Origin of the sequence: Microbacterium thalli (assembly GCF_028737325.1) — a bacterium.
In the GTDB taxonomy this organism is placed as follows: Bacteria; Actinomycetota; Actinomycetes; order Actinomycetales; family Microbacteriaceae; genus Microbacterium; species Microbacterium thalli.
The window spans coordinates 1,163,077-1,188,129 of record NZ_JAQZCH010000002.1; the positions used below are offsets into that span (position 1 = coordinate 1,163,077).

At 71.6% G+C, this 25,053-nt stretch carries 22 protein-coding genes and 1 riboswitch; of the genes, 12 read left to right on the plus strand and 10 right to left on the minus strand.

Features of this window, described 5'->3' with window-relative positions:
• Positions 1–22 precede the first annotated feature (22 nt).
• Complete coding sequence (locus PUW82_RS13645; protein ID WP_274222817.1) at positions 23–1,912, minus strand: phosphoenolpyruvate carboxykinase (GTP); 1,890 nt, start codon at positions 1,910–1,912, stop codon at positions 23–25.
• A 117-nt stretch (positions 1,913–2,029) separates the two neighbouring features.
• On the opposite strand from PUW82_RS13645, the gene PUW82_RS13650 reads away from it, so the two are divergent.
• Positions 2,030–3,472, plus strand: coding sequence for an XRE family transcriptional regulator (locus PUW82_RS13650; protein WP_274222818.1), 1,443 nt, complete (start codon positions 2,030–2,032; stop codon positions 3,470–3,472).
• A gap of 17 nt (positions 3,473–3,489) precedes the next feature.
• Here PUW82_RS13650 and PUW82_RS13655 read toward each other — a convergent pair whose 3' ends face one another.
• A complete protein-coding gene (locus PUW82_RS13655; protein WP_274222819.1) occupies positions 3,490–4,560 on the minus strand; it encodes a winged helix DNA-binding domain-containing protein in 1,071 nt (356 codons plus the stop codon).
• Between the two features lie 169 nt (positions 4,561–4,729).
• On the opposite strand from PUW82_RS13655, the gene PUW82_RS13660 reads away from it, so the two are divergent.
• Genes PUW82_RS13660 through PUW82_RS13670 form a run of 3 tightly spaced genes read left to right on the plus strand, consistent with a single transcriptional unit; the run spans position 4,730 to position 7,205 of the window.
• Entirely contained in the window at positions 4,730–5,584 is an 855-nt protein-coding gene (locus tag PUW82_RS13660; protein WP_274222820.1) for an ABC transporter substrate-binding protein, read from the plus strand.
• Between the two features lie 20 nt (positions 5,585–5,604).
• Complete coding sequence (locus PUW82_RS13665) at positions 5,605–6,450, plus strand: amino acid ABC transporter permease (RefSeq protein ID WP_274222821.1); 846 nt, start codon at positions 5,605–5,607, stop codon at positions 6,448–6,450.
• Positions 6,447–7,205 carry an amino acid ABC transporter ATP-binding protein gene (locus tag PUW82_RS13670; protein ID WP_274222822.1) on the plus strand — a complete coding sequence of 253 codons (759 nt, stop codon included), beginning with the start codon at positions 6,447–6,449 and terminating at the stop codon, positions 7,203–7,205. The genes PUW82_RS13665 and PUW82_RS13670 overlap by 4 nt, the downstream gene beginning before the upstream one ends.
• Positions 7,206–7,238: 33 nt before the next feature.
• Here the strand turns inward: PUW82_RS13670 and PUW82_RS13675 are convergent, their stop codons facing one another.
• Together PUW82_RS13675 and glyA are read right to left on the minus strand one after the other, a co-directional pair.
• Positions 7,239–8,120 (minus strand): bifunctional methylenetetrahydrofolate dehydrogenase/methenyltetrahydrofolate cyclohydrolase, encoded by an 882-nt coding sequence (locus tag PUW82_RS13675; protein WP_274222823.1) that lies wholly within the window; start codon positions 8,118–8,120, stop codon positions 7,239–7,241.
• A gap of 118 nt (positions 8,121–8,238) precedes the next feature.
• The gene (gene glyA / locus PUW82_RS13680) at positions 8,239–9,513 is read right to left on the minus strand and encodes a serine hydroxymethyltransferase (protein ID WP_274222824.1); all 1,275 of its coding nucleotides are present in this window, start codon (positions 9,511–9,513) and stop codon (positions 8,239–8,241) included.
• A 53-nt stretch (positions 9,514–9,566) separates the two neighbouring features.
• Positions 9,567–9,650: riboswitch (ZMP/ZTP riboswitch) on the minus strand.
• A 71-nt stretch (positions 9,651–9,721) separates the two neighbouring features.
• On the opposite strand from glyA, the gene PUW82_RS13685 reads away from it, so the two are divergent.
• Genes PUW82_RS13685 through PUW82_RS13705 form a run of 5 tightly spaced genes read left to right on the plus strand, consistent with a single transcriptional unit; the run spans position 9,722 to position 14,590 of the window.
• Entirely contained in the window at positions 9,722–11,233 is a 1,512-nt protein-coding gene (locus PUW82_RS13685; protein WP_274222825.1) for a beta-N-acetylhexosaminidase, read from the plus strand.
• Positions 11,230–12,375, plus strand: a complete 1,146-nt coding sequence (locus PUW82_RS13690; protein WP_420792770.1) for an N-acetylglucosamine-6-phosphate deacetylase — start codon at positions 11,230–11,232, stop codon at positions 12,373–12,375. Before PUW82_RS13685 ends, PUW82_RS13690 begins: the two co-directional genes overlap by 4 nt.
• A 42-nt stretch (positions 12,376–12,417) precedes the next feature.
• Entirely contained in the window at positions 12,418–12,816 is a 399-nt protein-coding gene (locus tag PUW82_RS13695; protein WP_274222827.1) for a YrdB family protein, read from the plus strand.
• The gene (locus PUW82_RS13700) at positions 12,813–14,180 is read left to right on the plus strand and encodes an FAD-binding oxidoreductase (RefSeq protein WP_274222828.1); all 1,368 of its coding nucleotides are present in this window, start codon (positions 12,813–12,815) and stop codon (positions 14,178–14,180) included. Before PUW82_RS13695 ends, PUW82_RS13700 begins: the two co-directional genes overlap by 4 nt.
• Complete coding sequence (locus tag PUW82_RS13705) at positions 14,177–14,590, plus strand: NUDIX hydrolase (RefSeq protein WP_274222829.1); 414 nt, start codon at positions 14,177–14,179, stop codon at positions 14,588–14,590. The genes PUW82_RS13700 and PUW82_RS13705 overlap by 4 nt, the downstream gene beginning before the upstream one ends.
• Before the next feature lie 34 nt (positions 14,591–14,624).
• Here PUW82_RS13705 and PUW82_RS13710 read toward each other — a convergent pair whose 3' ends face one another.
• The 5 genes from PUW82_RS13710 to PUW82_RS13730 all read right to left on the minus strand — a co-directional run bounded on the left by PUW82_RS13710 (position 14,625) and on the right by PUW82_RS13730 (position 20,051).
• Positions 14,625–15,545 (minus strand): ROK family protein, encoded by a 921-nt coding sequence (locus PUW82_RS13710; protein ID WP_274222972.1) that lies wholly within the window; start codon positions 15,543–15,545, stop codon positions 14,625–14,627.
• Positions 15,546–15,547: 2 nt separating this feature from the next.
• On the minus strand, positions 15,548–16,513 hold the full coding sequence (locus PUW82_RS13715) for a carbohydrate ABC transporter permease (protein ID WP_274222830.1): 966 nt from the start codon (positions 16,511–16,513) through the stop codon (positions 15,548–15,550).
• Positions 16,510–17,481 carry a carbohydrate ABC transporter permease gene (locus tag PUW82_RS13720; protein ID WP_274222831.1) on the minus strand — a complete coding sequence of 324 codons (972 nt, stop codon included), beginning with the start codon at positions 17,479–17,481 and terminating at the stop codon, positions 16,510–16,512. The genes PUW82_RS13715 and PUW82_RS13720 overlap by 4 nt, the downstream gene beginning before the upstream one ends.
• Positions 17,482–17,543: 62 nt before the next feature.
• Positions 17,544–18,803 carry an extracellular solute-binding protein gene (locus PUW82_RS13725; RefSeq protein ID WP_274222832.1) on the minus strand — a complete coding sequence of 420 codons (1,260 nt, stop codon included), beginning with the start codon at positions 18,801–18,803 and terminating at the stop codon, positions 17,544–17,546.
• 99 nt (positions 18,804–18,902) lie between these two features.
• On the minus strand, positions 18,903–20,051 hold the full coding sequence (locus tag PUW82_RS13730) for an ROK family transcriptional regulator (RefSeq protein WP_274222833.1): 1,149 nt from the start codon (positions 20,049–20,051) through the stop codon (positions 18,903–18,905).
• A gap of 173 nt (positions 20,052–20,224) precedes the next feature.
• Between PUW82_RS13730 and PUW82_RS13735 the strand changes: the two genes are divergently transcribed.
• The 3 genes from PUW82_RS13735 to PUW82_RS13745 all read left to right on the plus strand — a co-directional run bounded on the left by PUW82_RS13735 (position 20,225) and on the right by PUW82_RS13745 (position 22,761).
• Positions 20,225–20,662, plus strand: a complete 438-nt coding sequence (locus PUW82_RS13735) for a hypothetical protein (protein WP_274222834.1) — start codon at positions 20,225–20,227, stop codon at positions 20,660–20,662.
• A gap of 121 nt (positions 20,663–20,783) precedes the next feature.
• On the plus strand, positions 20,784–22,223 hold the full coding sequence (locus PUW82_RS13740) for a L,D-transpeptidase family protein (RefSeq protein ID WP_274222835.1): 1,440 nt from the start codon (positions 20,784–20,786) through the stop codon (positions 22,221–22,223).
• Positions 22,224–22,308: 85 nt separating this feature from the next.
• Entirely contained in the window at positions 22,309–22,761 is a 453-nt protein-coding gene (locus PUW82_RS13745) for a GNAT family N-acetyltransferase (protein WP_274222836.1), read from the plus strand.
• A 66-nt stretch (positions 22,762–22,827) separates the two neighbouring features.
• Here PUW82_RS13745 and PUW82_RS13750 read toward each other — a convergent pair whose 3' ends face one another.
• Positions 22,828–25,044: an NADP-dependent isocitrate dehydrogenase gene (locus PUW82_RS13750; RefSeq protein ID WP_274222837.1), complete on the minus strand. Its 2,217-nt coding sequence runs from the start codon at positions 25,042–25,044 to the stop codon at positions 22,828–22,830.
• Positions 25,045–25,053 lie beyond the last annotated feature (9 nt).

Sequence of the window (25,053 nt, forward strand, 5' to 3'; positions counted from 1 at the left end):
CTCGGCCACCCGCCGGCCAGCCTCAGCCGCGGCGCCCGAGCCGGTAGCGCAGCGCCTCGAGCTCGGCACGCAGCGCGGCCGGCAAGCGATCGCCGAAGGTGCCGTAGAACTCCTCGGTGAGGTCGGCCTCGCGCAGCCACGACTGCGGGTCGACGGCGAACAGCTCGTCGAGGTCGCGCTGCGGGAGGTCGAGGCCGGTGAGGTCGAGCTCGTCGGTGCGCGGCACCCGGCCGATCGGAGTGTCGATGGCCCCCGCCTCCCCGTTCAGGCGCCGGACGATCCAGTCGATCACGCGCGCGTTGTCGCCGAACCCGGGCCACAGGAACCGCCCGTCGGCGCCCTTGCGGAACCAGTTGACCTGGAACACCCGGGGCGCGCGGTCGAACCGCAGCTTCTGGCCCACCTTCAACCAGTGCGCGAAGTAGTCGCCCATGTTGTAGCCGCAGAACGGCAGCATCGCGAAGGGGTCGCGGCGGAGCTCCCCGACGGTCCCCTCGGCGGCGGCCGTCCGCTCGGAGGAGATGTTCGACCCGATGAAGACACCGTGGGTCCAGTCGGTCGCCTCGACCACGAGCGGCACGTTGGTCGCGCGCCTTCCGCCGAAGAGGATCGCGTCGAGGGGCACGCCCTCGGCGGCATCCCAGTCCGGCGCGATCTGCGGGCACTGGGCGGCGCGCACGGTGAAACGCGAGTTCGGGTGCGCCGCGGGCCGGCCCGACTCCGGCGTCCACGGTTCGCCCCGCCAGTCGATGAGCTCGGCGGGCGCCTCGTCGGTGAGGCCCTCCCACCAGACGTCGCCGTCGGGACGCAGTGCCACGTTCGTGAAGATCGTGTTGCCCCACAGGGTCTCGACAGCGGTGACGTTCGTCGACTCACCGGTTCCCGGTGCGACGCCGAAGAAGCCGGCCTCGGGGTTGATGGCCCACAGCCGCCCGTCCGTTCCGGGACGCAGCCACGCGATGTCGTCGCCGAGGGTCTCGACGCGCCAGCCCGGCAGCGTCGGGCGCAGCATCGCGAGGTTGGTCTTGCCGCAGGCCGAGGGGAACGCCGCCGCCACGTGGTAGGCCCGGCCCCGCGGGTCGATGACCCGGATGAGCAGCATGTGCTCGGCCAGCCATCCCTCGTCGCGTCCGATGACCGAGGCGATGCGCAGCGCGAAGCACTTCTTGGCGAGGATCGCGTTGCCGCCGTAGCCCGATCCGAACGACCACACCTCGAGGGTGTCGGGGAAGTGCACGATGTACTTCTCGTCGTTGCACGGCCACGCGACGTCGGCCTCGCCCGCCTCGAGCGGCGCTCCGACGGAGTGCACGGTCTTGACCCACGGCTTGCCCGCCGCGATCTCGTCGAGCACCGCCGAGTCGACGCGGGTCATGATCCCGATGGATGCCACCGCGTACGCGCTGTCGGTGACCTGCACGCCGATGTGCGAGAGAGGACCGCCGACCGCCCCCATCGAGAACGGCACGACGTACATCGTCCGCCCGCGCATCGAGCCGGCGAACAGCGGGGTGATCGTCGCTCGGATGTCGTCGGGGTCGGCCCAGTTGTTCGTCGGACCGGCATCCGCTTCGTCGCGCGAGGCGATGAAGGTGCGCGCTTCCGTGCGCGCCACATCGCTCGGATGCGAGCGCGCGAGGTACGAGCCCGGCCGCCACTCGGGGTTGAGCTTGATGAGCTTGCCCTCGTCGACCATCTGCCGCAGCAGCTCGTCGTTCTCGGCCGCCGAGCCGTCGACCCAGTGGACGCGGTCGGGCCGCGTGAGCGCGGCGATCTTGTCCACCCAGGCGACGAGGTCGGCGAGCGCTCCGGTCGGCGCGGGCGGTGTCCCGTGAGCGGCACGGGCGGGGCGGGCGGGGCGGGCGGGCGCGCTGCCCGCAGCGGGGCGGGTGAACAGGTCGGCGATGGCCATGTCGGTCTCCTCCGTCGGCGGTGAGGTCGGTTCGTTTTCCGATTCCATCGCACGAAACCCGCCTCTTGTGGGCATCCGGGTCTTCAAGAAGACCGAATCTTTTCGTATGGTGAAGGAATGGCCGCATCCGGAATCGAACTCGCGACGCTGGGGCATCGCATCCGCCACCACCGCCTGGCCCGCGGGTTCACGCTCGACGAGCTCGGCGCGCGGGTCGGCGTCGCCGGCAGCCAGCTCAGCCTGATCGAGAACGGCCGGCGCGAGCCCAAGCTCTCCCTGCTGCAGGCGATCGCCTCGGCGACGGGCACCGACGTCGCCGATCTTCTCTCGCCCGAGCCGCCGAACAGGCGTGCCGCCCTCGAGCTCGAACTCGAGCGGGCGCAGGCCAGCTCGGTGTTCCGGCGCCTCGGGATCGCTCCCGTGCGAGCGGGCAAGACGATGAGCGACGAGACCCTCGAGTCGATCCTCGGGCTGCACCGTGAGCTGCAGCGCCGCGAACGCGAGGCCATCGCCACGCCCGAAGAGGCCCGCCGCGCCAACACCGAGCTGCGGTTGCGGATGCGCGACGCCGACAACTACCTGCCCGAGATCGAGCGCCTCGCCGAGAAGCAGCTGAAGGCGGCGGGCCACACCTCGGGTGCCCTGACCCACCGGACGGTCAGCATCATGGCCGAGCAGCTCGGCTTCGAGCTGCTGTACGTCGCCGATCTGCCGCACTCCGCCCGATCGGTGATCGACCTCGAGAACGGCCGCATCTACCTTCCGCCCGCCTCGATCCCCGGCGGCCACGGCCTGCGGTCCATGGCGTTGCAGGCCATGGCGCACCGGCTGCTCGGCCACACGCCCCCGAGCGACTACGCCGACTTTCTGCAGCAGCGCCTCGAGATCAACTACTACGCCGCGTGCTGCCTCATGCCCGAGACGGCGTCCGTGGCGTTCCTGTCGCAGGCGAAGAGAGACCGCAACCTCGCCGTGGAGGACTTCCGCGACGCGTTCGGCGTCACCCACGAGGCCGCCGCGATGCGCATGACCAATCTCGTGACGACCCACCTCGGCATCCCGCTGCACTTCCTGCGCGTCGACGGCGCCGGGGCGATCACCCGCGTCTACGAGAACGACGGCCTGCCCCTGCCCATGGATGTCACCGGCAGCGTCGAGGGGCAGATCGTGTGCCGCGCGTTCTCGGCGCGCTCGGCGTTCGAAGAGCAGAACCGCACGGTCGAGCACTACCAGTACACCGACACCCCCGGCGGCACCTTCTGGTGCTCGAGCCAGACCGGGACGACCGCCGAGGGCGAGTTCTCCATCACCGTCGGGGTGCCGTTCGACGACGCCCGCTGGTTCCGCGGCCGTGAGACGCAGAAGCGCGCCGTGTCGACCTGCCCCGACGAAGCGTGCTGCCGCCGCCCCGACCGCGACCTGACGGCGCGGTGGGAAGGCAAGGCCTGGCCCAGCGCCCGCGTGCACATGCAGATGTTCTCCCCGCTCCCCCGCGGCGCCTTCCCCGGCGTCGATGACAGCGAGGTCTACGCCTTCCTCGACCGCCACGCCGCCGGGTGAGCCCGGCAGGCCGGGGCTCAGCCGGTCAGGAAGCGGGAGACGCGGGCCAGCGCGGCTGCGACCTCGGATGCCGCGACCTCCGGATCGGTCACCACCACCGGCTCGGGCGGCAGATGGTGCCGGCCGAGGGCGACGGAGTGACGCCAGACACCCACGACCCGGCCCCCGGCGACGAGGACCGGCGCGACCTGTCCGTTCAGCGTCGGACCGATGCGCTGCGCGAGCTCGCGGGTACAGAGCGTCGTGCGGTCGGCGTACGAGAGGTAGTACTCGTCGAACGGCGGCAGCGCGACGATGGCGGACGGGCGGGGAACCGGCACCTCTGCCGCGGGCTCGCGTGCGGCGAAGAGCCCGGGCTCGAGCTCGACCACGCGGTCCCCCGCGGTCTCCGCCGCCCGGCGCGACAGACCGATCGGCAGGCCCGCCCACCACCGGAAGTCCTCGACCCGCGCGGGCCCGTGCGAACGGACGTAGCCCGCGAAAATGTCGGCCAGCGGATCCGCCACGCCTCGCGCCGCGGGCAGCTCGTCGACTGCGACGAGGAACTGCTCGCGGGTGGGTCCACCCGCCCGGGGCACGACGGGCCCGAACGCGAGCACGCCGCGCACCGCGAGCGCCGAGAGGATGTGGTTGCCGCGCGACGCCGCCGGGTCGATGCCCGCACCCCGCAGGACGTCGGCGAACGCCTCGCGGGTCAGCCGGCCGCCGCCGCACAGGGCGCTCCGTGCGGCGCGTTCGGCCCGCGCGAGCACCGCGTCGTCGACCGCGAGCCCGCGCAGGATGCCGGCCGCCGCGCGCTGCTGACGGTCGGCGGTGACCGCGAGCAGCGCCGGCAGGTCGGTCGAGCGCACGATGTGCAGCGTTCCGCGCTGCGTCCACGACCGCACGAGCGTGCCGTCCTCGAAGGCCGCGTCGACCTCGCGCAGCACCGGATCGCCCGCGGTGCGCACGGCCAGCGCCCAGCGACCGGCCCAGAACTCCTGAGCCTGCACGGCGAGCATGTGCCCGGCGGCACCGGCCAGCGTCGGCGCGGGCTCGCCGAGCAGGTGCGAACGCATCCGCTGCGCTGCGAACTCCACCGTCGGCATGCCGCTCATCCTGCCGCATCGCCGAGCCGCATAGCGGGGCCCGCGTCGCGGCATCGGTCACCCGTAACACGGGGACGCGCAACACGATCGTCATCCGGACCGGGAGAGAATGGATGCAGCCGCCGGTGACAGCACGCCGATGTGCGGCATCCGCACCCGGAGGTCCCCGATGTCCCGCTCCCTCGTCCGCGCCGCTTCGGTCGGTGTCGCCGCCCTCGCGTTCGTCCTCGCCGGCTGCTCGTCTTCACCCGCACCCGCCGCCTCGGGCGACGCCGCCGGCGGGCCCGCCGCCGAGGACTACGTCACGCCGGGCACGTTCACCATCGCCACCGGCGAGACCGCGTACGAGCCGTACTTCATCGACGACGACCCCGAGTCCGGCGAGGGCTTCGAGGCCGCCGTGGCGTACGCCGTCGCCGAGAAGCTCGGGTTCGCGGCCGAGGACGTCGAGTGGGTCCGGACGAGCTTCGAGGCCGCGATCGCACCGGGACCGAAGAGCTTCGACGTCAACATCCAGCAGTACACGATCACCGACGAGCGCAAGCAGGGCGTCGACTTCTCGTCGCCGTACTACTCCGCGAGCCAGTCCGTCGTCGCACTGAAGGGCGGTGCCGCCGACGGCGTCAGCGACATCGCAGGCCTCGCCGACCTCACGATCGGCGCGATGGCGAACTCCACGAGCGCCCAGACCCTCGAGCAGGTCGCCCCCGACGCCGAGGAACGTCTGTACAACTCCAACGAGGATGCCGTCGCCGCCCTCGGCGCCGGTCAGATCGACGCCATCGTGCTCGACACCCCGACGGCCTACCTCGCGGTGAACTTTTACATCGAGAACTCGTTCTTCGTCGGCGAGCTGCCCCCGGCCGGCATCCAGGACGAATGGGGTCTGCTGCTGGCGAAGGACTCGCCGCTCACCCCCGCCGTGACCGAAGCCGTCGACGAACTGCGCGCCGACGGCACCCTGGCCGAGCTCGAGAAGGAGTGGCTGTCGGGGCTGACGGAGGGCGTGACGCTCCTCCAGTGAGAGCGGGCTAGCGTCTATCCGTGACCACCTTCACTCCGAGCGCGCTCGAGCTCGAACGCCGCGCCTACCGGCGCGGCCGGGAACGCCGATCCGTGCTGATCGCCGTCGCCTCGACGATCGCGTTCGCGGCGGTCGTCTGGGTGACCGTCATCAACACCGAGGGGTGGGCGACCGTCCAGCAGGGCTTCTTCGACCCCGAGGTCGCCCTGCAGGCGCTCCCCGAGGTGTGGAAGGGCTTCCTGGTCAACCTGCGCGTGCTCGCGTTCTCGGTCGTCACCGTCAGCGCGGCGGCCCTGGTGCTGGCGTTGCTGCGCACCCTCCGCGGACCGGTGTTCTTCCCGCTGCGGCTGATCGCCGCCGCCTACACCGACCTCTTCCGCGGACTGCCGTTCGTCATCGTGCTGTACCTCGTCGGGTTCGGGCTGCCGACGATCCTGAACACCCGCATCGACCCCGTCGTGCTCGGCGTGCTCGCCATCACGCTCACCTACTCGGCCTACGTCGCCGAGGTCGTGCGCGCGGGCATCGAGTCGGTGCATCCCTCGCAGCGGCTCGCCGCGCGGGCGCTGGGGCTGAGCTACCCGCAGACGCTCGGCCGCGTGGTGCTGCCGCAGGCGCTGCGCAAGATGACGCCCCCGCTCATGAACGACTTCATCTCGATGCAGAAGGATGTCGGTCTCATCTCGATCCTCGCCGCGTTCGACGCGATCGCCGAGGCCAAGGGGGTCGTCGCGACGACCTACAACTTCACGCCCTACGTCGTGGCGGGCGTGCTCTTCGTGCTGCTCGCGATCCCGACGATCCGCCTGACGGACTGGTACACCGCGAGGCTCCGACGCCGCGAGCAGACGGGATCGATCCTGTGAGCACCGACGAGCGCGGCACCGTCCCCGGCCATGTCCTGCGGGCCAGCGGCATCCGCAAGTCCTTCGGCGACAAAGAGGTGCTGCGCGGGGTCGACGTGTCGCTCGCCCGGCACCAGGTCGTCGCGCTGATCGGGGCGAGCGGTTCGGGCAAGTCGACGCTCCTGCGCTGCCTTGGTCTGCTCGAGCCCATCGACGACGGCCAGATCCTGCTCGCCGGCGACGACATCTCCGATCCCCGGGTCGACGCGAACGCCGTGCGCGCGCGCCTGGGAGCGGTGTTCCAGAGCTACAACCTCTTCCCGCACCTGTCGGTTCTCGACAACGTGACCCTCGCCTCGCGGGTCGTGCACCGCGTTCCGCGGCGCGAGGCCGAGGCTCGGGCGCGCGAGCTGCTCGCACGTATCGGGCTGGCCGACAAGGCCGGCGAGCACCCCGACCGTCTGTCGGGCGGACAGCAGCAGCGCGCGGCCATCATCCGCGCGATCGCGACCGACCCCGAGGTGCTGCTGCTCGACGAGATCACCTCGGCGCTCGACCCCGAGCTCGTCGGCGAAGTGCTCGAGCTCGTGCGCGACCTGGCCGAGGGCGGGTCGACGATCCTGATGGCGACGCACGAGATGGCGTTCGCCCGGGATGTCGCCGACCGTGTCGTCTTCCTCGATCAGGGCACAATCGTCGAGGAGGGCCGCTCGGTTGAGGTGTTCGGCGCCCCGCGCGAGGCCCGCACCCGGGCGTTCCTCTCCCGCTTCCTCTGAGCCTCCGCCGATTCGCCGAGGCGAGGCGCGGGGTCAGGCCGTCGCGCGCTCGGCGGCCTCGACGACGTTGGTCATCAGCAGGGCGACGGTCATCGGGCCGACGCCGCCGGGGTTCGGGGAGAGGAAGCCCGCCACCTCGGCGACATCCGGTGCGATGTCGCCGTAGACCTTCGACTTGCCGGTCTCGGGGTCGCTCTCGCGTGTGACGCCCACGTCGAGGACGGCGGCGCCGGGCTTGACGTCGGCGGCCGTGACGAGGTGCTTCACACCCGCCGCTCCGACGATGACGTCGGCCTCGCGCAGGTGCGCGCCGAGGTCGGCGGTGCCGGTGTGGGTCAGGGTCACCGTGGCGTTGATCTCGCGGCGGGTCAGCAGCAGGCCGATCGACCGGCCGATCGTGACGCCGCGGCCCACGACGACGACGTTCTTGCCGGCGAGGTCGTAGCCGTTGCGCTGCAGCAGCTCGATGACGGCGCGCGGCGTGCAGGGCAGCGGCGTCGTGATCGGGTCGTTGACGTTGAGCACGAGGCGTCCGAGGTTGACGGGGTGCAGGCCGTCGGCATCCTTCGCGGGATCGATGCGCTCGAGGATGCGGTCGGTGTCGAGGTGCTTCGGCAGCGGCAGCTGCACGATGTAGCCGTGGCACGTCGGGTCGGCGTTGAGGCGGTCGATGACCTCCTCGACCTCGGCCTGCGTCGACTCGGCCGGCAGCTCGATCTGGATCGAGTTCATGCCGATCGCCTCGGACTCGCGGTGCTTCATCCCCACGTACAGCTGGGATGCCGGGTCGGCTCCCACCAGCACCGTCGCGATGCCGGGGGTCACGCCCTTCGCCGTCAACGCGGCGACGCGCTCGGCCAGTTCGGTCTTGATGGCAGCGGCGGTGGCCCGCCCGTCGAGCTTCTGCGCGGTCATGTCGTTCTCCGTTCGAGGGGATCGCGGTCGCCGAGAACGCAGGGCTCTCGCGGGCACGCGCCGTTCGGGGTGCGTGCTCGCGGCGAGGGTGCGCGCTCGGCGACCGGCGACGGCCGGGTTACTGCTGCAGGTCGGGGTAGAGCGGGAAGGCGTCGGCCAGCGTCGCGACACGGGCGCGCAGAGCCTCGAGGTCGGCGCCCGGCTGCAGCGCGAGGGCGATGATCTCGGCGACCTCGGTGAACTCGGCGTCGCCGAAACCGCGCGTGGCGAGAGCGGGCGTGCCGATGCGCAGACCCGAGGTGACCATGGGCGGGCGCGGGTCGTTGGGAACCGCGTTGCGGTTGACCGTGATGTGGATCTCGTGCAGCAGGTCTTCGGCCTGCTTGCCGTCGAGCTCGGCGTCGCGCAGGTCGACCAGCACGAGGTGCACGTCGGTGCCGCCCGAGCGGACGGCGATGCCGGCATCCGCGACATCCTGCTGCGTCAGGCGCTCGGCGATGATCGACGCGCCGCGGACGGTGCGCTCCTGGCGTTCCTTGAACTCGGGCGTCGCGGCGAGCTTGAACGCCGTCGCCTTGGCGGCGATGACGTGCATGAGCGGGCCGCCCTGCTGGCCGGGGAAGACCGCGGTGTTGATCTTCTTCGCCAGATCGGCGTCGTTGGTCAGGATGATGCCCGAGCGCGGGCCGCCGATGGTCTTGTGCACCGTCGACGAGACGACGTGCGCGTGGGGCACCGGCGAGGGGTGCACGCCCGCGGCGACGAGGCCGGCGAAGTGCGCCATGTCGACCCACAGGTACGCGCCGACCTCGTCGGCGATCGCGCGGAACGCGGCGAAGTCGAGCTGGCGGGGGTAGGCCGACCAGCCGGCGATGATGACCTTCGGCTTGTGCTCGAGCGCGAGGCGGCGCACCTCGTCCATGTCGATGAGCGAGGTCTCGGCGTCGACGCCGTAGGCGACGATGTCGTACAGCCGGCCCGAGAAGTTGATCTTCATGCCGTGGGTGAGGTGACCACCGTGGTCGAGCGAGAGGCCGAGCAGCGTGTCGCCGGGACGGGCGATCGCGTGCAGCACCGCGGCGTTGGCGGTCGCACCCGAGTGGGGCTGGACGTTCGCGAACTCCGAGCCGAACAGCGCCTTCGCCCGCGAGATCGCCAGCTCTTCGGCGACGTCGACTTCCTCGCAGCCGCCGTAGTAGCGACGGCCGGGGTAGCCCTCGGCGTACTTGTTCGTGAGCACCGAGCCCTGCGACTGCAGCACCGAGACGGGCACGAAGTTCTCGGAGGCGATCATCTCGAGGTAACCGCGCTGGCGGTCGAGCTCACGCTCGAGCACCTGGGCGATCTCGGGGTCGACCTCGGCGAGCGGGGCGTTGAAGTACGAATCGGTCATGACGATCTCCAGACGACGGCTTTCGGGACGGATTTCACAAGCAGAGAAGGTTCCGCATCGGCCCAGGCGTGCGGTCGAATGCCGTGTCGGTCGCTCCCCGGTGGTGGCCCACCTCAACGCCAGTCGCGACGCGTCCGAGCATAACGGATGCCGCGCTGGTACGCTGGCCCGAATCAGTTTGTTAGGTTTCCTTACAGATGGGTACGCCATGACGACATTGCCGCTCGTGCCTCTGCCCGCCGCTGTCGGCGCCCCGGGTGGTCCGCCGTTCGTCTTGGACGCCGACGTCCGCATCGGCGGCGACGCGGTGGCCGCCGGGGTCCTGCGCCGCCTCGTCGCGACCCGCACGGGACTGCATCTCGGTCACGCCGACGACGGCGCCGCACCGGATGCCGCTCGCATCGCGCTCACCGTCGACGGTTCCGGCCCCGCGGAGTCGTACCGGCTCGCGGTGCGGCATGACGGCATCGAGGTCCGCGCCGCCGACGCGGCCGGCCTCTTCTACGGCATCCAGACGCTCGGCCAGCTCGTCGCCGGATCCGCCACGGGCTGGACCGTGCCCGCGGCTGACATCGACGACGCTCCCCGCTTCGCCTACCGCGGCGTCATGCTCGACGTCGCCCGGCACTTCCACGATGTCGGGACCGTGACGGCGTTCCTCGAGCGCGCGGCGAGCCTGAAGTTCAACGTGCTGCATCTGCATCTGAGCGACGACCAGGCCTGGCGGCTCGAGCTGCGCAGCCGGCCCGAGCTCACAGCCCGCACCGCGGCGAACGCTGTCGGCGGCGACCCGGGCGGTTTCTACACGCAGGACGACTACCGCCGGATTATCGACCACGCCGCGGCGCACCACGTGACGGTCGTGCCCGAGTTCGATATGCCCGGGCACACCCACGCGGTCGGGATCGCGTACCCCGCGGTCGCCGCGGCCCCGGCGCTCGAGGAATGGGATAACGCGGGCGGCCCGACGCCCGTCGCCGGCGAGCCCTACACCGGCATCGGCGTCGGCTTCTCGTCGCTGCGAATCGGCGACGCGGCGACCGACGCTTTCGTTGCGGACGTCTTCACCGAGCTCGCGACCCTGACCCCCGGCCCGTACCTGCACTTCGGGGGCGACGAGGCGCACGGCACAGCCCCGGCCGACTTCGCCGCGTTCGTCGAGCGCACCTCGGCGCTGATCGCGCGCCTCGGCAAGACTCCGGTCGCCTGGCACGAGGCCGGCGCGGCGGGCGGCCTCGCGCGCGGCACCGTCGGGCAGTACTGGAGCTTCGTCCGCCCCGCCGAGGGCGCCGCCGAGAAGACCCGCGCGTTCACGGCCGCCGGGGGACGCGTCATCCTCTCCCCCGCCGATGCCGTCTACCTCGACATGAAGCCCGACGAGACGGCCACGCTCGGCCTGACGTGGGCGAACGGGCCGACGATCCTCGAGCGCGCCTACCGCTGGGAGCCCGCCGACGTCATCGATGGCCTGTCGGAGGACGACATCCTCGGAGTCGAGGCGCCGCTGTGGACCGAGACCGTGCGCACGCTCGACGACATCGACGCCTTGATGTTCCCGCGCATCGCCGCCGCGGCCGAGGCGGCCTGGTCGCCGCGGTCGGGTGCTGCGCCGGGTCGCACGTGGGACTCGTTCCGCTCGCGTGTGGGCGGACTCGGCCCGCTGTGGACGACGCTCGACATCCGCTTCCCCGCTTCCCCGGAGGTCTCGTGGACCCTGTGAACCACCTCGTCCACTCGGCCCGGCTCGTCGACGACGGGCACGAGATCGCCGACGCGTGGCTGCTCGTCCGGGACGGCCGTGTCGCCGAGCGCGGCACCGGTGACGGGTGGCGCGCCCACGTCACCGCGGCCGATGAGATCACGGATGCCGCCGCGGCGGCCGGCCCGCGCGCCGTGCTGGCCCCCGGGTTCGTCGACATCCACGGTCACGGTGGCGGCGGCGCCGCGTACGACGACGGTGCCGAGGCGATCCGCACCGCGCGGGCTCTGCATCGGGCGCACGGCACGACCCGCGCGGTCGTCTCGCTCGTCACCGCGTCGCTCGACGACCTCGCGCGCCGCGTGGCGATGATCGCCGACCTCATCGAGACGGACCCCGGCGTGCTCGGGTCGCATCTCGAGGGCCCGTTCCTCGATCCCGGCCACCACGGCGCGCATGATCCCGATCTGCTCGCCGCCCCGGCGCCCGACGCCGTCGGCCGCCTGCTCGAGGCCGGGCGCGGCACCGTGCGGCAGGTGACGATCGCCCCGGAGCTGCCGGGCGCGCTCGCGGCGATCGAGCGGATCACGACGGCGGGCGCGGCGGCCGCGGTCGGCCACACCGACGCCGACGCCGACGTCACCCGACGCGCCTTCGACGCCGGCGCCACGATCCTCACGCACGCCTTCAACGCGATGCCCGGGCTGCACCACCGTGCACCCGGTCCCGTCGGCGCGGCCACCGGCGACCCCCGGGTCACGGTCGAGGTCATCGCCGACGGGGTGCACCTGCACCCCGACATCCTGCGGATCGTGTTCGCCGCAGCCCCCGGCCGCGTCGCGCTCGTGACCGACGCGATGGCGGCGGCCGGATCGGCCGACGGCGAGTACCTGCTCGGCGCGCTGCGCGTGCAGGTCGAGAACACCGTCGCCCGCCTGGCGGACGGCACGATTGCCGGCTCGACCCTGACCCAGGATGCCGCCTTGCGCACTGCGGTCGCCGCGGGCGTACCCCTGCCCGAGGCGGTCCGCGCGCTCACCGCGACGCCGGCGCGCGCGATCGGCCGCCCCGACCTGGGCTCGCTGCAGCCCGGCGCCCCCGCCGACGCCGTGCTGCTGGACGAGGCGCTGCGGGTGAGCCGGGTCTGGACCGGGCGAGCCTGACCGCCGCCGGGACGGCGCCGGCGGGCGCCTAGAATCGGAGTCATGTCCGATCTGCCGAACGTGCGTCCCGCTCAGCCCGAAGCGCCGCAGCAGGCGCCCGGCACGCGGCCCGCCCTGTCGGCGATCGAGCTGCTCGCCTTCGTCTGCCAGCTCTTCGCGTTCGTGACCTTCGCGATCTGGGGCTTCGCGGCCTGGGATTTCCCCGGCAACATCGTCGCCGGCATCGCCGCGCCGGTCGCCGCGATCCTGCTGTGGGCGCTGTTCGTCTCGCCGCGTGCCGTGTTCGTCGTGCACCCGTTCGTGCGGGCGCTCGTCGAGCTCCTCGTCTACGCCTCGGCCACCATCGCGTGGTGGAGCATGGGCCAGGCATGGATCGGCCTCGTCTTCGGGGTCGTCGCGGTGACCTTCGGCCTGCTCTCCGGACGCCGCCGCCTGGCATGACCGATCCCGACGTCGTCGCGCGCCTCGTCGCCGAGCTCGGCGATCGCGTCGACGTGTCGGATGCCGCTCGCACGGCGGTCCGCGCCGACAAGTCGGGCCACGCGGCATCCGGGTCTCCGCTCGCGGTCGTGACGGCCCGCTCGACGGCCGACGTGCAGGCGACGATGCGCATCGCATCCGAGACGGGCACCCCGGTCGTCCCGCGCGGAGCCGGCACGGGTCTGGCCGGCGGCGCCAACACCGGCGCCGGTGAGATCGCGCTGTCACTGCGAGCGATGGACCGCATCCTCGAGGTGCGCCCCGATGACCTGATCGCCGTCGTCGAGCCGGGCATCCTCAACGCCGACCTCAACGCCGCCCTCGCCCCGCACGGCCTGTGGTGGGCGCCCGATCCCGCCAGCCGCGACATCTCGACCGTCGGCGGCAACATCGCCACCGGCGCCGGCGGTCTGCTGTGCGCGAAGTACGGCGTCGTGCGCGACGCGGTGCTCGGCGTCGACCTGGTCCTGGCCGACGGGCGTCTGCTGCGCCTGGGGCATCGCACGGTGAAGGGGGTCACGGGGCTCGACCTGACGTCGCTCGTCATCGGCTCGGAGGGCGTCCTCGGCGTCGTCGTCGGCGCGACCCTCAAGCTGCGCCGGCTCGTTCCGGGCGACACCCGCACGATCGCCGCCACGTTCGGCGACGTCCGCGCGGCCGCCGTCGCGGCGTCGGCGGTGACCGCGGCCGGCGTGCAGCCGGCGATCATGGAGCTGATGGACGCGACCTCGCTCGCGGCGGCGCACCGGTTGCTCGGGCTGCCCGCGCCCACTCCCGGGGCTGCGCAGCTGACGGTGCAGACCGACGGCCCCGCGGCGCACGCGGAGGCCGAGGCGATCGTCGCCGTCCTCACCGAGGCCGGCGGCACGGTGCGTCTGGCGGCCGACGACGCCGAGGCGCAGCAGCTGTGGACGGTCCGCCGGTCGATGCACCCGGCGATGGAGACGCTCGGAACGACCCTCATCGAGGACGTGTCGGTGCCGCGCAGCGCGCTGCCGGCCATGTTCGACGAGATCGCGCGGATCGAGCAGCGCTTCGGCCTGACGATCCCGACCGTCTGTCACGCGGGCGACGGCAACCTGCATCCCAACTTCGTCTTCGACGGCACCGAGGTGCCCGATCTCGTCTGGGATGCCGCCGAGGATCTCTTCCAGTCGGCGCTCCGTCTCGGCGGCACCCTGACGGGCGAGCACGGCGTCGGGGTGCTCAAGCGGCGGTGGCTGGCCGATGAGCTCGGCGAGGACCAGTGGGAGCTGCAGCGCCGGATCGCGCGCGTCTTCGATCCCGCCGGCATCCTGAACCCGGGAAAGGTGTTCGCCCCGTGACCGTTCCGGCGCAGCCGCGCATCGTCTACGTCAGCGCCGCGGTCGTGACCGACGGCTCGGGGCGCACGCTGCTCGTCCGCAAGCGGGGCACCGAGCGCTTCATGGCGCCCGGCGGCAAGCCCGAGCCGGGCGAGACCGCCGCGGAGGCTCTGGCACGCGAGCTGCACGAGGAACTCGGAGTCGACGTCGCGGCATCCGACCTGGACTACCTCGGACGATTCGAGTCCGAGGCGGCGAACGAGCCGGGCTTCCGGGTCGTCGCCGAGGCGTTCGCGGTCCGCCTCGATCCGTCAGGCGTCGAGGCGGCGGCCGAGATCGCCGAGGCCCGCTGGCTCACCGCCGACGAGGCCGCTCAGCTGCCGCTTGCGCCACTGAGCACCGAGCACCTGCTGCCCCTCGCCTGGCGCTGACGCAGCCACGCGGTCGCTCGCGTCACCGCGCGGGTCAGCCCACCGCGGCGCGGCGTGCGGCGAGGTCGTGCGGTACGGCATCCGGGGTGAGGGCCGCCCCCAGCGCGCCCACGGCAGCCCCGGCCGGGACGAGCACCGCGCGGTCGGCGAGGCGCAACGACCGCAGGAACGGCGAAGCGGCCGCCGACGCGGCGAGCGCGGTCCGTACGGGCGCCAGCAGCCGGTCGCCGAGTCCGGCCACACCCCCGCCGAGGACGACGGCGTCGACGTCGGTGGTCAGCACGAGCAGCTGCACGGCGCCCGCGACACCGCGCACGAGGTCCGCGCGCAGCGCGACAGCGCAGACGTCACCGCCGTCGGCGGCGTCGAAGACGTCGCGCACGGGCAGGTCGGCGGGGCGCCCCCATCGCTGCGCGACAGCGCCACCACCGGCGAGCGCCTCGATGCACCCGCGCTGGCCGCAGCGGCACGACGGTCCGGCCGGATCGATCGAGACGTGGCCGATCTCACCCGCTGCACCGCGGGCTCCGCGGCGGGGGCCGGCGGCGTCGACGATGCCGGCGGCGATCCCGGTCCCGAGGTTGAGGTACGCGAGCGACCCGAGCGCCGGCAGCAGGGCGCGCGCACCGACGGCCGCACAGCGCACGTCGTTGTCGATGGCGGGACGGATGCCGGTGCGCGCGGCGACCGCGGCGGCGAGATCGCTCCGTTCGATCCCCAGGTTCAGGGCGTGCTCGACGACACCGCTTCCCGGCAGGATCTGTCCGGGTACGCCGATCCCGACGCTGACGCTGCCGGCCGAAGCGGCGAGCTCGTCGATGACGACCGCGATCCCGTCGGCGACGGCATCCGGGCCCCAGCCGGTCGGGCGTCGGACGCTCGCGGTCTCGCGCCCCGTCTCGTCGACGGCGACACCCAGAATCTTGGTGCCGCCCACGTCGACGCCGATGCGCAGCGTCATCCCTTCACCGCGCCGGCCACGAGGCCGCCCGACATCCGCCCCTGCACGATCAGGAAGAAGATGACCACCGGGATGGAGATGAGCGTCGAGGCGGCCATCACGGCGCCCCAGTTCGTCGCGGCGGTCGCCGACTGGAACGACAGCAGCCACGGCGGCAGCGTGAGGTTGTACCCCTTCATCAGCAGCAGAGCCATGGTGAATTCATTCCACGACTGGATGAACGCGAAGATGCCGGTCGCGACCAGGCCCGGCGCCAGCAGCGGGAAGGTCACCCGCCAGAAGGCCTGCGTACGGGTGCAGCCGTCGATCATCGCCGCCTCCTCGAGGTCGGCGGGAACGCCGGCGACGAAGCCGCGCAACGTCCAGATCGTGAACGGGATGACGGCGGCGACGTAGACGATGCCGAGTCCGAGCAGGGTGTTCATCAGACGCCAGTCGTCGATCATCCCGTAGATCGTGAACATCATGGCCTCGCCGGGCACCATCTGCACGATCAGCACCGCGACGATGAACGAGCGGCGCCCGCGGAACCGGATCCGGGCGACGGCGATCGACGCGAAGAACGCGAACAGCAGCGTCACCACCAGCACGCCGACGGTCACGAGCGTCGACGACACCAGCCCGTGCACGAAGTCCGTCTGCCCGGGCGCCGCCTCGCGCGTCCACGCGGTCGCGTAGTTGCCGAGCGTGAAGTCGAACGGCAGGAAGCTCGGCGTCCGGCTGATGATGCTCTCGCCGCGCGTGAACGACATGTTCAGCATCCAGTACACCGGGAACACCGAGCAGACGAAGACGATCAGAGCCGCGAGGTTGAGCGCGGCGCGGGAGAACAGCCGTCGCCGCGGCGGCCGCCGGGCCGCGAGCGAGCGCGGGCGCGGACGCGGCAGCCGGCCGCCGTCGCCGACGACCTCTTCGACACCGACGGTGCCGAGCTGGACGGCCGGGGTGACCTGGGTGCTCACAGCTCCTCCTCCTTGAGGGTCGTGCGGATGTACCCCCACGACAGCGCCAGCAGCAGCGCCACGGTGAGCACGCCGATGGCGCTGGTGACGCCGAACTCACCGGGCCCCTGCCGGAAGATGTACGTGCCCAGCACGTTCGTCTCGGATACGAGGCCGCCGCGCTGCTGGAGCGCGTAGACCTGGGTGAAGATGCGCAGGTTCCAGATGACCTGCAGCACCACGACGACCGTCACGACGTTACGCAGGTACGGGAAGACGACGAGCCGGAACCGCGCCCATCCGACGGCGCCGTCGAGCGAGGCCGCCTCGAGCACCTCGCCGGGCACCTGGCCGAGCGCGGCGTACAGCGTGAAGGCCGCGAACGGGATGCCCTGCCACACCACGATGACGGTCAGGACGAAGAAGAACGACCACGGGTTGGCGAGCCAGGAGTGATTGGTCCAGTCGCCCGAGCCGGAGACGGTGTTGAGCGCCCAGTTGACGATCCCGTACTGCGAATCGAAGATCCAGCCCCACACGGTCGTCGCGGCCAGCGGCGGCATGGCCCAGGCGAGCAGCAGCCCCAGCGAGACGAGCATGCGCCAGCCGCGTCGCAGCCGCGTCATGAGCACCGCGATGAGCGCTCCGAGTCCGACGATGAGCACGGTCATGGCGACCATGAGCCCGAGGCTGCGCACGAGCACGGCCGGGAAGTCGGACTGGGTGAAGACCTCGAGGTAGTTCTCGATCCCGACGAGGTTCGGCAGCGTGCCCTGCACCTTGTTGCGGATCGAGTAGTCGGTGAACGACTGCACCAGCATCGACACGGCCGGGTAGAGCACCATGACCCCGAGGATGATCAGCGAGGGGGCGAGCAGGGTCAGGGCGCTGCCGCCGTCGCGCCGGCGGCGCGAGCGTTCGCGCGCGGTGAGTGCGGGCCGGTCGGGCCGACGGTGCTGCCGCGGCTCCCGCGTGAGGAGGTCTGTCATCGTCCTGTCCTCTCTGCGTCGCGGTGGAGCGCGGGGCAGTGACCCCGCGCTCCACCCGACGACTACTTGTTGAGGATGGCCTCGATCTGACCGTCGAGCTCCGTCGCGATCTCGGTCACGTCGCCGCCCTGCGCGATCTTCACGAGGGCGTCCTTGATGACCCCCGACGACTCGACCTCGGACCACTGCGGGCTCGCGGGCACGGCCTTCGACGAGGCGACGGCCTTGGCGGCCTCGGTCGTGATCTCGTCGTCCGGCAGGTAGTCGGCGAACGAGGTGAGGGCGGGGATCAGGCCGTTCTCGGCGAGGATCTTCTGGTATCCCTCCGACAGGATGATCTTCAGGGCGGCCTCCGCCTTGTCGGGCGCGTCCGACTTCGCCGCCACGGCGATGTTCGATCCCCCGGCGAACACGGGCGCGACCTCGCCGGCGGTCATGCCGGGCAGCGCGAACGCCTTGAGGTCGGCGCCGACGGTGTCGGGGCATCCGGGTGCCTCGGCGGCATCCGCGGGCGCGAGGATCGACCACTTGACCCAGGCGGGCGCCGAGAGGAACCCGACCTCTCCAGCGCAGAAGGGGACCTGCGGGTCGGTCTCGTCGGCGTCGGCCGGCGCGATCGTGGCGTTCTCGTAGACGTCCTGCAGCATCTCGAGGCCCGCGATGCCGCCGGGGCTCGAGAAGCCGCCCGTCCACGTGCCGCCCTCCTGCGTCGCGATCTCGCCGCCGTTGGCCCAGACGTAGGGCAGGGCGTTGTACCAGTCCTTGCCCGGGGCGTAGATGCCGGACTTGGTGGGCGTGGTCGCGGCGACCCCGGCTGCCACGTACTCCTCCAGCGTCGTCGGCACCGCGCCGCTGTACGACGCGGGCGAGTAGAACACGATGCGGGAGCCCGCGTAGTACGGAGCGGCGTAGAGCGTGCCGTCCTCCGAGCCGAGCTCGACGAAGCTCTGCAGCATCTCGTCGCCGCCCAGCTCGGACTCGATGCCCGACAGGTCCGAGAACAGACCCTGCGCGATGAAGCCGGCGGACTGGGTGTTTCCGATCTCGACGACATCCGGGGCATCGTTCGACGACAGCGCGGCGACGTAGTTGTCTGCGGTGTCGGCCCAGGTCTTCTCCTCGATCGTCAGCGTCCAGCCCTCGTTCTCGGCTTCGAACGTCTCGACGAGGTAGTCGCGTGCATCCTGCGGGGTGTCGGTGCCGACCAGCCACACGGTGAGGTCACCGGTGGCCGAGGACTGTCCCGCTTCCCCGCTCGCACAGCCGGCGAGCACGAGGGCGGAGACACCGAGGAGCGACAGTGCTCCGAGGCTCTTCTTCATGGTCATTCCTTCTTCTCTGGTGTCGACGAGTCGGATGGCTCGGTCGGGTGGGAGCGGTGGAGCTGTGGAGCTGTGGAGCTGTGGAGCTGTGGAGCTTCGTCAGGAGACGCCGAGGCGTCCCGACAGGACCATGACGGCCGCACCGCGCAGGACGATGTCCTGGCCCTGCTCCGTCATCCGCACCTGCAGCTCGTCGTGGAACGTGGCGAGCGTGCGCGTGCGCACCGTCTCGGCGGCGGCGCTCGCGAGCGTGCCGTCGAGAAGTTCTGAAGGGCCGGAGAGCACGACCTCCGACAGGTCGAGGGCGCCGACGATCGGAGCGAGGGCGATGCCCAGTCGCTCGCCGGCGTCGCGCAGCAGCCCCTCGCGGTCGGCCACCGCACCGCTGTCGATCCGCGACGACAGCGACGGGATCGACAGCCAGGCCTCGAGGCATCCGATCTTGCCGCAGGCGCAGACGGGGCCACCGTCGGTCCCGACCGTCACGTGACCGATCTCACCGGCGGCCGATCGTGCTCCGCGCAGCGGCTCGCCGCCGGTGAGCAGACCGGCGCCGACGCCGCGACCGACCTTGACGAGAATGATGTCATCGCCGGCGCCGCCGAAGGTGTGCTCGGCGAGCACCGCCGCGTTGGCGTCATTGGCCACGAGTACGGGGACGCCCAGTGCGTCGCCGAGGATGCCGCTCAGGTCGAGGTGCTCCCAGCCGAGTCCGGGAGCGGCCAGCACGACGCCCGCGTCGTCGACGACACCGGGCGTGCCGACGCCGACACCGAGGACCGGGGCGTGCGCGTCGGCGATGAGGACCCGCGCGAGACCGATGACCGCCTCGAGGATGCCACCGGGCTCGGCCGGCACCGCGATGTCGTGACGCGCGACGATGTCGCCGTCGAGCGTGAGGACCGCGCCCGTGAAGCTCTCGCTGCCCGAGAGATCGAGCCCGACGATCCGGTGGCCGTCGCGCGCGAGATCGACGAGGATGGCCGGCTTGCCCGGGCCTGACGCCTCGCGCACACCCTGCTCGGCGACGAAGCCGTCGGCGATGAGCTCGGACACGAGGTCGGAGATCGTCACGCGGGTCAGCGCCGTCTCGCGGGCGAGGTCGGCACGGCTCATGGCGCCCCCGTGGAAGAGGCTCTGCAGGACGAGCGACCGATTGTGGGCGCGAGCATGCTCGGGGAGGATCTTCGCCCCCGGGCGTCGCGTGCGGATCGCGCGGCGACCGCCGTCGGTCTCGGTGCTCGTCATGTTTGTTAGTAGACCTTACGAACCGTATCTCGACAAGACTCGGATCGGGTTTTGCAAGCAGTGTTTACAAACTCGTTACACGGTCACGACCGGACAGCGCTCGCTGTCAAGGGCGAACGTGCCGGCGCCGCCTCTCCTAAGGTGGGGAGCGTCGTCGCACCGAGGAGACCACCATGAACCGCCGCCTGACCGCCCTGACCCTGACCGTGACCGCGGTCGCCCTGTTCGCCCTGACCGGCTGCACGGCGGGCGGCGCCGACGGCGGCGACGCCGCCGCCAGCAACCAGTCCGTCGAGGACGCGTGCACGCAGGTCGACGACGTCATGACCGAGGCGACCGCCGGCCTGCAGGAGATCGACCCCTCCGACCCCGCGACCGCGGCGGAGGCCCTGCGCACCATCGCCGAGGGCATGGGCGACGCTGCGGGCGAGGTCACCAACGCCGAGGTCTCCGGCATCCTGCCCGATCTGCAGACCGCGTTCTCGTCCGCCGCCGAGTCGATGGAGGCCGTCGCAGCCGGCGACACCGAGCGCGCGACCGAGCTGAACACGGCGCTCACCGACGTCCAGGGCAGCATCGAGAGCTACACGGAGCTCTGCGGCGGCAACTGATCCGACGTTCGCGAGCCGAATCGCGCCGGAGATAACGCTCTGATTTCACTCAGGCCGCTCCCGGCGATGGGTCGCGTACCATGAACCGCGAGTGCGCACGCGCACAGACGGGGGTAGAGCGGTGACGGATGTCGCTTCGAAGCACGATCACGCGAGCGCGGCCGAGCAGGCTGCGCCGTCGGCCGACGCCGACCAGCGGGTCGAATGGGCTCCGACCGAGCCGGCGCGCAAGAAGCGGCGCCTCGGCTTGTGGATCGGCATCCCCGTCGGTCTCGTCGCCCTCGGAGCCGCCGCAGCTTCGCTCTTCCTGATCGCTCCGGGAACGACCATCGGCGGCGTTCCCGTCGGCTTCCTCACCCCCGGCGCCGCGGCCGCCGCCGTGCAGGACCGCCTCGACGACACGACGGTGACCTTCGGCGACGGTGGCGCCCGCGTGTCGGGAGCCGACCTCGGCGCCCAGGTCGATGGCACCGCCCTCGCGGCATCCGCGTTCGACGCCCGCCCGGCGTGGAACGTCACCCAGTGGTTCGGCGACCCCATCGCGGCGCCGGTCACCGTCGATGACGCCGGGGCCGCCTCGGCGCTTCGGGACGCAGCGCCCGACCTCTACGTCGAGCCGGTCGCATCGTCGATCGCCTTCGACGGCTCGAACTTCGTCGTCACGCCCGACGTGCCCGGCTCGGGCATCGACGTCGAGGCGACGCGCAGCGCCCTGCAGAGTGCTTTCGACTCCGGCGAGACGGATGCCGTCATCGAGCCGCAGATCGCGCCCGTGACCTCCGCGACGACGACCGCGGCCGCCGAAGAGACGGCCGCCTCGCTCAACGGCATGCTCGAATGGGTCGGCTTCTACGTCGGCGACGAGCGCACCGTGCCCGTCGACCGCGCGGTCGCCGCGAGCTGGATGACGGTGACCACCGCCGAGGACGGGTCGTTCTCGGTCGCCGCCGACCCGGCGCTGATCCAGCCCGTCGTCGACACGCTGCCCGACCTGGTCAACCGCGCACCCGTCAACGGCGTCGTCTTCGCCAACGCCGCGGGCACGATCATCGACGACTCCGACGCGGGCGTCGAAGGACGCGCGCTGCCGTCCACCGATGGCATCGCGGCCGGCTTCGCCGAGCAGCTCGCGAACGGGGATGCCGCCTACCGGCTGCCCGTCGACGTCGTGCCGGTGACGACCGAGACCATCACGCGCCTTCTCGAGGTCAACCTCAGCGAGCAGCGTCTCTACCTCAAGGAGAACGGCGTCACCGTGGACTCGTGGCTCGTCTCGACCGGCCGCCCCGGCGCCGACACCCAGACCGGCCGCTACACGATCGGCTGGAAGACGCCCCGCCAGAACATGCGCGGCACGGCCCCCGACTCGGGTGTCGCCTACGTCCAGCCCGACGTGAAGTGGGCGATGTACTTCAACGGCGACCAGGCCTTCCACGGTGTCTACTGGCACAGCAACTGGGGCACCCGGATGAGCGCGGGCTGCGTCGGCATGCCCGACTCGCGCGCGGCGCAGATCTACGAATGGGCTGTCGCCGGCACCGACGTGTGGGTCCACTCCTGAGCTCGCGGTTCGCGCGCGCGGCGGGTCGTTGACGCCTCGCGGATCGACCCGTGCGTTCCGGATGCGCGACCGTTAGCCTGTGACCATGGCTGACCTCCGCGTAGAAGAACTGTCGGCGTCGACGATCGTCGCCGTGAACAACCTGTCGCTCAAGCCGGGCCAGGAACGCTTCGTCGTGCCCGAGAGCTACGCGATCGCCGCGACCGTCGTCAACCCCGCGACGACGTGGCAGCGCGTGATCCTCGACGGCGAGGAGGTCGTCGGCTTCGTCAGCGCCGGGTTCGACCCCGAGGCTCCGGTGGAGCACTTCCGCTCCGTGCTGTGGCGTATCAACGTCGACGCCGACGACCAGGGCCGCGGCGTCGGACGGTTCGCCGTCGAGAAGCTCGTCGAGCAGGCCCGGACGCATGGCTTCGATTGCCTCGACGTCATCTACGAGGCGGGCGAGGGCGGCCCCGAGGCCTTCTTCACGCGCGTGGGCTTCACGCCCGTGGGCGAGACGGAGTACGGCGAGGTCATCGCCGAGATCCGCTTCTGACACCCCGCTCTGCACGCACGAACGCCCCGACCGCGCGAGCGGCCGGGGCGTTCGTCGTGCGGGGCGTCAGATCCCGTCGATGATGCCGTTCAGCGTCGCGGAGGGACGCATGACGGATGCCACGAGGGCGGCGTCCGGTCGGTAGTAGCCGCCGATCTCGGCCGGCGATCCCTGCACCGCGATGAGCTCGTCGACGATCGTCGTCTCGCTCGCGGCAAGCGCCTCGGCGATCGGGGCGAACGCAGCGGCGAGGTCGGCGTCGACCGTCTGCGCCGCGAGCTCCTGGGCCCAGTACAGCGCCAGGTAGAAGTGGCTGCCGCGGTTGTCGATCGTGCCGAGTGCGCGGCCCGGCGACTTGTCCTGCTCGAGGAAGGTGCCGGTCGCGGCATCCAGCGTGTCGGCGAGGACCTTCGCGTGGGCGTTGCCGGTGTAGTCGCCAAGGTGCTCGAACGAGGCCGCGAGGGCGAAGAACTCGCCCAGCGAGTCCCAGCGCAGGTAGTTCTCGGCCACCAGCTGCTGCACGTGCTTGGGAGCCGATCCCCCGGCGCCGGTCTCGAACAGTCCACCGCCGGCGAGCAGCGGAACGATCGAGAGCATCTTGGCGCTCGTGCCGACCTCGAGGATCGGGAACAGGTCGGTCAGGTAGTCGCGCAGGACGTTGCCGGTGACCGAGATGGTGTCTTCGCCGCGACGGATGCGCTCGAGCGAGTAGCGCGTGGCGTCGGCCGGGGCGAGGATCTCGATCGTGAGCCCGTCGGTGTCGTGCTCGGCAAGGTACTCGCGCACCTTCGCGATGAGGTTCGCGTCGTGCGCTCGGTTCTCGTCGAGCCAGAACACGGCGGGCACACCGGTGGCGCGGGCGCGGGTCACGGCGAGCTTGACCCAGTCGCGCACCGCGACGTCCTTCGTCTGCGTCGCGCGCCAGATGTCACCGGGCTGCACCCGGTGCGACAGCAGGACCGAACCCGACGAGTCGACGACCTCGACGGTGCCGGCCGCGGCGATCTCGAACGTCTTGTCGTGCGAGCCGTACTCCTCGGCCGCCTGCGCCATGAGGCCGACGTTCGGCACCGAGCCGATCGTCGCCGGGTCGAGCGGACCGTGGGCGATGACGTCGTCGATCGTGGCCTGGTAGACCCCGGCGTACGACGAGTCGGGGATGACGGCGATCGTGTCGGCCTCGCCGCCGTCGGCGCCCCACAGCTTGCCGCCGTTGCGGATCAGTGCGGGCATCGACGCGTCGACGATGACGTCCGACGGCACGTGCAGGTTCGTGATGCCCTTGTCGGAGTTGACGTACGACAGGCGCGGGCCGGCGGCGATCGCGGCCTCGAAGGCGGCCCGGATCTCGTCGCCGCGCTCGAGCTGCGGCAGACCCGCGAGGATCGCGCCGAGCCCGTCGTTCGAGGTCAGGCCCGCCGCGGCGAGGTCGTCGCCGAACCGGGCGAAGACGTCGGCGAAGAACGCACGCACGACGTGACCGAAGATGATCGGGTCGCTGACCTTCATCATCGTCGCCTTGAGGTGGACCGAGTAGAGCACGTCCTCCTCAGCGGCCTGCGCCACGGTGTCGGCGAGGAAGGCGTCGAGCGCGGCAGCCGAGAGGAAGGTCGCGTCGACGACCTCGCCGGGCAGCACCTTCAGGCCGGACTTCAGCTCGGTGGTCGCACCGTCCTCGGCCGTGAAACGGATCGACAGGACGTCGTCCGAACCGATGACCGTCGAGACCTCGTTCGACCTGAAGTCGTCGTGTCCGAGTGTCGCGACGCGGGTCTTCGACCCGTCGGCGAACGGCTTGTTGCGGTGCGGGTGCTTGCGGGCGTAGTTCTTCACCGACAGGGGCGCGCGGCGGTCGCTGTTGCCCTCGCGCAGCACCGGGTTCACGGCGGAGCCCTTGATGCGGTCGTAGCGGGCGCGGACATCCGTGTCGGCGTCGCTCTGCGGCTCGTCCGGGTAGTCCGGGATGTCGTAGCCGGCGGCCTGCAGCTCGGCGATCGCGGCCTTCAGCTGCGGGATCGACGCCGAGATGTTCGGCAGCTTGATGATGTTCGCCTCGGGGAGGGTCGCGAGGCCGCCGAGCTCGGCGAGGGCGTCGCCCACCTGCTGCTCGGGCGTCAGGTTCTGGGGGAAAGCCGAGAGGATGCGGCCCGCGAGCGAGATGTCGCGGGTCTCGATGGCCACGCCGGCTTTGCCCGCGTAGGCCTCGACGATCGGCAGGAAGGAGGCTGTGGCCAGTGCCGGCGCCTCGTCGGTGTACGTGTAGATGATGGTCGAGTCGGGCACGTGTCGTCT